Below are 7,533 nucleotides of genomic sequence, written 5' to 3'. Positions count from 1 at the left end.
GCGGATGGTGCGCGACATGGCGCGGGACTTCGCGGCGGAGCGGCTGGCGCCCACCGCCGCCGACCGCGACCGCACCGGCGCCTTCCCCAAGGAGGAGCTGGCCGAGATGGGCAAGCTCGGCCTGATGGGCATGCTGGTGCCCGAGGCGTTCGACGGCGCCGGCACCGACCACATCGCCTACGCGCTCGCCATCGAGGAGATCGCGGCGGGCGACGGCGCCATCTCCACCATCATGAGCGTGCACAACTCCGTCGGCTGCATGCCGATCCTGAAATTCGGCAGCGCCGAGCAGAAGGAGCGCTTCCTGAAGCCGATGGCCCGCGGCGAGCAGCTCGGCTGCTTCTGCCTGACCGAGCCGCAGGCGGGATCCGACGCCGCCGCCATCAAGACCCGCGCCCGCCGCGACGGCAACCACTGGGTCCTCAACGGCACCAAGCAGTTCATCACCTCGGGGAAAAACGCCGACGTCGCCATCGTCTTCGCGGTCAGCGACCCCGAGGCCGGCAAGAAGGGCATCACCGCCTTCGTCGTGCCGACCGACACCCCCGGCTTCCAGGTCGCGCGGGTCGAGGAAAAGCTCGGCCAGAGCTGTTCCGACACCTGTCAGATCGTACTGGAGGACTGCCGCATCCCCGCCGACCTGATGCTGGGCGCGGAGGGCGGCGGCTACCGGGTGGCGCTCGCCAACCTGGAGGGCGGGCGCATCGGCATCGCCTCGCAGTCGGTGGGCATGGCGCGCTCCGCGCTCGACCACGCCACCCGCTACGCCCAGGAGCGGCAGAGCATGGGCGTGCCGATCATCCAGCATCAGGCGGTGGCCTTCCGGCTGGCCGACATGGCGACGAAGGTGGAGGCCGCGCGCCAGCTCGTCCTGCACGCCGCGAGCCTCCGCGACGCGGGCGAGCCCTGCCTGAAGGAGGCCGCCATGGCGAAGCTGTTCGCCTCGGAAATCGCCGAGCGCGTCTGCTCCGACGCCATCCAGATCCATGGCGGCTACGGCTACCTGAACGATTTCCCGGTGGAGCGCATTTATAGAGACGTGCGCGTCTGCCAGATCTACGAGGGCACGAGCGACATCCAGCGGCTGGTCATCAGCCGCGCCCTGATGCAGTAGAACAAGAAGAGACGGGAGGACGACGGCCATGACCGTCCTGAAGAGCGCCCTGAACCCGCGCTCCGCCGAGTTCCAGACGAACGCCGACGCCATGTCCGCCCTGGTCGCCGACCTGCGCGAGAAGGTGGGCGCCATCAAGCAGGGCGGCGGCGCGAAGGCCCGCGACAAGCACCTGTCCCGCGGCAAGCTGCTGCCGCGCGAGCGCATCCGCCAGCTCCTGGACGTGGGTTCGCCCTTCCTGGAGCTGTCGCAGATGGCCGCCTACAAGGTCTATGACGACGACATTCCGGCGGCGGGCATCATCACCGGCATCGGCAGCGTGGCCGGGCAGGAATGCATGGTGGTCGTCAACGACGCCACGGTGAAGGGCGGCACCTACTTCCCCCTGACCGTGAAGAAGCACCTGCGCGCCCAGGAAGTGGCTCAGCAGAACAACCTGCCCTGCATCTACCTTGTGGACAGCGGCGGCGCTAACCTGCCGAACCAGGACGAGGTGTTCCCCGACCGCGATCATTTCGGCCGCATCTTCTTCAACCAGGCCAACATGTCGGCCCAGGGCATCCCGCAGATCGCCGTGGTGATGGGAAGCTGCACGGCGGGCGGCGCCTATGTGCCCGCCATGTCGGACGAGGCGATCATCGTGCGCAACCAGGGCACCATCTTCCTCGGTGGCCCGCCGCTGGTGAAGGCGGCGACCGGCGAGGTGGTGTCGGCGGAGGACCTCGGCGGGGCGGACGTGCATTCCCGCACCTCCGGCGTGACCGACCATTACGCGATGAACGACGCCCACGCGCTCGCCATGGCGCGCAAAGTCGTGTCGAGCCTGAACCGCAGCAAGCGCATCGACATGGACCTGCGCGAGCCGCAGGAGCCGGCCTACGATCCGCGCGAACTCTACGGTGTGATCCCCAGCGACCCGCGCAAGCCCTTCGACGTGCGCGAGGTCATCGCCCGCGTGGTCGACGGCTCGGTGCTGGACGAGTTCAAGCCGCTCTACGGCACGACGCTGGTCTGCGGCTTCGCCCACATCTTCGGCTACCCGGTCGGCATCATCGCCAACAACGGCATCCTGTTCAGCGAATCCGCCCTGAAGGGCGCGCATTTCGTCGAGTTGTGCTGCCAGCGAGGGATTCCCCTGGTCTTCCTCCAGAACATCACCGGCTTCATGGTCGGGCGGAAATACGAGGCGGGCGGCATCGCCAAGGACGGCGCGAAGCTGGTCACCGCCGTCGCCTGCGCCAAGGTTCCGAAATTCACCGTCATCATCGGCGGCAGCTACGGTGCGGGCAACTACGGCATGTGCGGGCGCGCCTATTCCCCGCGCTTCCTCTGGATGTGGCCGAACTCGCGCATCTCGGTGATGGGCGGGGAGCAGGCGGCGGGCGTGCTCGCCCAGGTCCGGCGCGACGCCATGGAATCCCAGGGCAGAAGCTGGGCGCCGGAGGAGGAGGAGGCCTTCAAGGCCCCGATCCGCCAGCAGTACGAAGACCAGGGCCATCCCTACTACGCCTCCGCCCGGCTGTGGGACGACGGCATCATCGACCCGGCGGACACACGCATGGTGCTCGGCCTTGGCCTGTCGGCGTCGCTGAACGCCCCGGTCGAGAAGACCACCTTCGGCGTGTTCCGGATGTGAGCGGGGGGACGACAAGCATGAGCGATATTCTGATCGACATCGCCGCCAACGGCTCCATGGGCGGCGTCGCCGCCGTCACGATGAACCGGGCGGACGTCCACAACGCCTTCAACGAGCGGGTCATCGCCGATCTGACCGACGCCTTCCTCAGCCTGGGCTCGAATCCCGATGTCCGCGTCATCCTTCTGCGCGGCGCCGGCAAGAGCTTCTCCGCCGGGGCCGACCTCGGCTGGATGAAGAAGATGGCGGGCTACAGCCACGACGAGAACGTCCAGGACGCCATGGGCCTCGCCACCATGCTGCGCACGCTGGACGAATGCCCGAAGCCGACCATCGCCGTGGTGCAGGGTCCGGCCTTCGGCGGCGGGGTGGGGTTGGTTGCCGCCTGCGACATCGCCATATCCGCCGAAACCGCCAGCTTCGCCCTGACCGAGGTGCGGCTGGGCCTGATTCCCGCGGTCATCAGCCCCTACGTCGTCGCCGCGATGGGCGAACGCGCCTGCCGCCGCTACTTCCTGACGGCGGAACGCTTCTCCGCCGCCGAGGCGCTGCGGCTCGGCCTGCTGCACCAGACCGTTCCGGTGGCGGAGCTGGACGCCGCGGTCGAGGTAACGGTGCGCAACCTTCTGCAATGCGGCCCGGCCTCCCAGACCGCGGCGAAGGAGCTGATCCGCGCCGTGGCGCGCCGTCCGCTGGACGACGCGCTGGTCCGTGACACGGCTGAGCGCATCGCCCGCCAGCGCGCGAGCGACGAGGGGAGGGAGGGCGTCGGCGCCTTCCTGGAGAAACGCGAACCCGCGTGGCGGAGCTGAGGCCCATGGTTGAGACAGGCATGTTCGACAAGATTCTGATCGCGAACCGTGGCGAGATCGCCTGCCGCGTCATCCGCACCGCCCGCCGCATGGGCATCCGCACCGTCGCCGTCTATTCGGAGGCCGACGCCCGCGCCATGCATGTGGAGATGGCCGACGAGGCCGTCTGCATCGGCCCGGCGCCGGTCGGCGAGAGCTACCTGCGCGGCGACGTCATCCTTGAGGTTGCCAAGCGCACCGGCGCCCAGGCCATCCATCCCGGCTACGGCTTCCTGTCGGAGAACGCCGGATTCGCGGCGGCCTGCGCCGAGGCCGGCGTGGTCTTCATCGGCCCGCCGATCGAGGCCATCCGCGTCATGGGCTCCAAGGCGGAATCCAAGCGCGTCATGTCCCAGGCCGACGTGCCGCTGGTCCCCGGCTTCCACGGCGAGGCCCAGGACCTGGAGACGCTGAGCGCGGAGGCCGAGCGCATCGGCTATCCGGTGCTGGTCAAGGCCTCGGCGGGCGGCGGCGGCAAGGGCATGCGCGTGGTCCGCGCCGCCGGCGAGTTCGCCGACGCGGTGGCCGGCGCCAAGCGCGAGGCCAAGGCTGCCTTCGGCGACGACAGCGTGCTTCTGGAAAAGTATCTGGGCCGCCCGCGCCACGTGGAGATCCAGGTCTTCTGCGACACCCACGGCAACGGCGTCTATCTGTTCGAGCGCGACTGCTCCATCCAGCGCCGCCATCAGAAGGTGATCGAGGAGGCCCCGGCCCCGGCGCTGCCCGACGACCTGCGCCGCCGCATGGGCGAGGCCGCGGTAGCCGCCGCCAAGGCGGTGAACTACGTCGGCGCCGGCACGGTGGAATTCCTCTACGAGGACGGCGGATTCTACTTCATCGAGATGAACACCCGCCTCCAGGTGGAGCATCCGGTGACCGAGAAGATCACCGGCCAGGACCTCGTGGAGTGGCAGCTGCGCGTCGCCGCCGGCGGCACGCTGCCGCTGATGCAGGACCAGCTCACCCGCCGCGGCCACGCCTTCGAGGCGCGCCTCTACGCCGAGGACCCGCAGCGCGAGTTCCTGCCGGCCATCGGCAAGCTGGTCCGCCTGCGCCCGCCCGCCGAGAACGAGCATGTCCGCGTCGACACCGGCGTCCGCGAGGGCGACGAGGTCACCATGTTCTACGACCCGATGATCGCCAAGCTGATCGTCTGGGACGAGGACCGCGACGCCGCGCTGCGCCGCCTGCGTGTGGCGCTCGCCGCCTACGAGGTGGTCGGGGTGACCACCAACGTGGCCTTCCTTGGCGCCATCGCCGGCCATCCGGCCTTCCGCGCGGTGGAGATCGACACCGGCTTCATCGAGCGGCATCGCGCCGACCTGCTCCCCCCGCCGGCCCCGGTGCCGGACCGCGGGCTGGCCATCGCCGCGCTCAGCGTGCTGCTCCGCCGCAACGCGGACACGCGCAAGGCCCGCCGCGCCGCGTCGGACCCCTGGTCGCCCTGGCTGTCGGCCAGCGGCTGGCGCCTCAACGACGACAACCACCACGACCTGCGCCTGCTCGACGGCGACACGCCGCGTAGCCTCACCCTGCATTTCCGGCCCGATGGCTACGAGATCGAGGTGGAGGGCCGTCCGGCCATCAAGGCGGAGCGGGTGACGCTCGACGGCGAGACGCTGACCGCCACCATCGACGCGGTGCGCACCCGCGCCACGGTGGTCTGCCAGGGTCTGGACCTGACCATCCTGTCGGACGGATCGGTGTGGCGCCTGCATCTGGACGACCCGACCGCCCGCGCCGCGGAACAGGAGGGCGGGTCCGGCCGCCTGACCGCGCCGATGCCGGGCACCGTCGTCCGCGTGCTGGTCGAGCCCGGCCAGACGGTGGAGGCGGGCGCGCCGCTGATGCTGCTGGAAGCGATGAAGATGGAGCACACCATCAAGGCCCCCGCCGCCGGGACGGTCAGCGCCGTCAACTTCGCGGCGGGCGATCAGGTGTCCGAAGGCGTGGACCTGCTGGTCCTCGACGTGGCGGAGGGATGAGCATGCGCTTGCCGAAGAGCGTCCGCATGGTGGAGGTCGGCCCGCGCGACGGCCTCCAGAACGAGAAGCAGATCGTCCCGACGGCGGTGAAGATCGGTCTGGTCGACCGCCTGACCGACGCCGGGTTGACCGCCATCGAGGCGGGCAGCTTCGTGTCGCCCAAATGGGTCCCGCAGATGGCCGACACGCCGGACGTCTTCGCCGGCATCCGCCGCAAGGAGGGGGTGCGCTACGTCGCGCTCACCCCGAACGCCAAGGGGCTGGAGGGAGCGCTCGCCGCCCGCGCCGACGAGGTGGCGGTCTTCGCCGCCGCGTCGGAGAGCTTCAGCCAGAAGAACATCAACTGCTCCATCGCCGAAAGCCTGGACCGCTTCGTTCCGGTGCTGGAGCAGGCCAAGGCTCGGGGCGTGCCGGTGCGCGGCTACGTCTCCTGCGTGCTCGGCTGTCCCTACGAGGGGGAGATCGCCCCCGCGGCGGTGGCCGAGGTGGCGGGGCGGCTGCTCGACATGGGCTGCTACGAGGTCTCGCTCGGCGACACCATCGGCACCGGCACGCCGGCCAAGGCCCAGGCGATGATCGCGGCGGTGGCGGAGCGCGTTCCGATGGAGCGTCTCGCCGTGCATTTCCACGACACCTATGGCCAGGCGCTCGCCAACATCCTGGCGACGCTGGAGATGGGCGTGGCGGTGGTGGACAGCTCGGTCGCCGGGCTCGGCGGTTGCCCCTACGCCAAGGGGGCGTCCGGCAACGTGGCGAGCGAGGACGTGCTCTACATGCTGAACGGGCTGGGTGTCGGGACGGGGGTGGATCTCGACCGGCTGGTGGCGGCTGGCGCTTATATCAGCGATGCCATCGGCCGTCCGACCGCCTCGAAGGTCGCCCGCGCGCGGGGATGTGCGTAAAACACGGGAACGAGGGAAGGGAAGGGCGCCATGAGCTTCACGAACCTGCTGGTGCATGTGGATGACAGCGACCGCTGCGGGGAGCGGCTGACCGTCGCCCTGACCCTGGCGCAGAAGCATGGTGCCACATTGACCGGCCTGTTCGCGCAGAGCGACAGCTCCGGTGCCGGCATCGTCACGCGCAAGGCCGGCCCGGCGCTGACCCAGGCGGCGCAGCGCGCGCGGGAGCTGTTCGAGGAGAAGGCCCGCGAGGCCGGGGTGACCACGCGCTGGTGGCAGCTCAGCCACGGCGAATACGGCCATGTGATCGCCGAGACGGTGATCTGCTCGCGCTACGTCGACCTCGCCGTCTTCGGCCAGCACGACCCGGAGGACAGCCGCGTCCCGGCGGACCTGCTCGAAGAGGTGGTGCTGAACGCCGGGCGCCCGATCCTGGTCGTCCCGCACAGCGGCACCTACCCGCAACTTGCCGACCGCCCGGTGATCGCCTGGAACGGCAGCCGCGAGGCCGCCCGCGCCGTCAACGACGCGCTGCCGCTGCTGAAGCAGGCGAGTTCCGTGCTCCTGCTCGCCTTCCACACCCAGCCTCGGGCGGAGGGAGGCGGCACCGTCCCGCAGGTCGACATCCTGGAGCATCTGGCGAGCCACGGCGTGAAGGCCACGCAGGAACGCATGACCATCGCCAGCATGACTCCCATGGACGCCGTGTTGTCGCGCGCCTCGGACCATGGCGCCGATCTTCTGGTGATGGGCGGCTTCGGCGGCTATGGCGGCTCGCTGTTCCCGCTGTTCGGGCGGGGCAGCAACACCCGCCAGATCCTGCGCCAGATGACCCTTCCCGTACTGTTGTCGCACTGACCGACGTTGTTCGCACGAAACAAGGAAAGAAGAAGAAATGGCTGATGAGATGGCTCGCGACCCGCGCGAGGTGATGGAGTACGACGTCCTTGTCGTCGGAGCCGGCCCGTCGGGCCTGAGCGCGGCCATCCGCCTGAAACAGCTCGCCAACGAGGCGGGGCAGGGACCGTCGGGCTGCGGCGTCGAG

6 protein-coding genes are annotated in these 7,533 nt (G+C 69.8%); all 6 read left to right on the top strand.

Going from position 1 to position 7,533, the window contains the following annotated elements; genetic code table 11:
• The first annotated feature begins 4 nt into the window (after positions 1-4).
• From GBZ26_RS24645 to GBZ26_RS24620, 6 genes are read left to right on the top strand one after another with little or no spacing between them, the layout of a single operon-like run.
• Positions 5-1,114, top strand: a complete 1,110-nt coding sequence (locus GBZ26_RS24645) for an acyl-CoA dehydrogenase family protein (protein ID WP_174441104.1) — start codon at positions 5-7, stop codon at positions 1,112-1,114.
• A gap of 28 nt (positions 1,115-1,142) precedes the next feature.
• Positions 1,143-2,750 (top strand): carboxyl transferase domain-containing protein, encoded by a 1,608-nt coding sequence (locus GBZ26_RS24640; protein ID WP_174441103.1) that lies wholly within the window; start codon positions 1,143-1,145, stop codon positions 2,748-2,750.
• A 17-nt stretch (positions 2,751-2,767) separates the two neighbouring features.
• Positions 2,768-3,562 (top strand): enoyl-CoA hydratase/isomerase family protein, encoded by a 795-nt coding sequence (locus tag GBZ26_RS24635; RefSeq protein ID WP_174441102.1) that lies wholly within the window; start codon positions 2,768-2,770, stop codon positions 3,560-3,562.
• A gap of 20 nt (positions 3,563-3,582) precedes the next feature.
• The gene (locus GBZ26_RS24630; RefSeq protein ID WP_174441101.1) at positions 3,583-5,586 is read left to right on the top strand and encodes an acetyl-CoA carboxylase biotin carboxylase subunit; all 2,004 of its coding nucleotides are present in this window, start codon (positions 3,583-3,585) and stop codon (positions 5,584-5,586) included.
• 2 nt (positions 5,587-5,588) lie between these two features.
• Complete coding sequence (locus GBZ26_RS24625; protein WP_174441100.1) at positions 5,589-6,488, top strand: hydroxymethylglutaryl-CoA lyase; 900 nt, start codon at positions 5,589-5,591, stop codon at positions 6,486-6,488.
• 30 nt (positions 6,489-6,518) lie between these two features.
• Positions 6,519-7,346: a universal stress protein gene (locus tag GBZ26_RS24620; RefSeq protein ID WP_174441099.1), complete on the top strand. Its 828-nt coding sequence runs from the start codon at positions 6,519-6,521 to the stop codon at positions 7,344-7,346.
• The last annotated feature ends 187 nt before the right edge of the window (positions 7,347-7,533 follow it).

The organism is Azospirillum formosense (assembly GCF_013340925.1).
Taxonomy (GTDB): domain Bacteria; phylum Pseudomonadota; class Alphaproteobacteria; order Azospirillales; family Azospirillaceae; genus Azospirillum; species Azospirillum formosense.
Note: the sequence above shows the minus strand (reverse complement) of the source record. Positions and strands in the feature narration are given on the sequence as shown.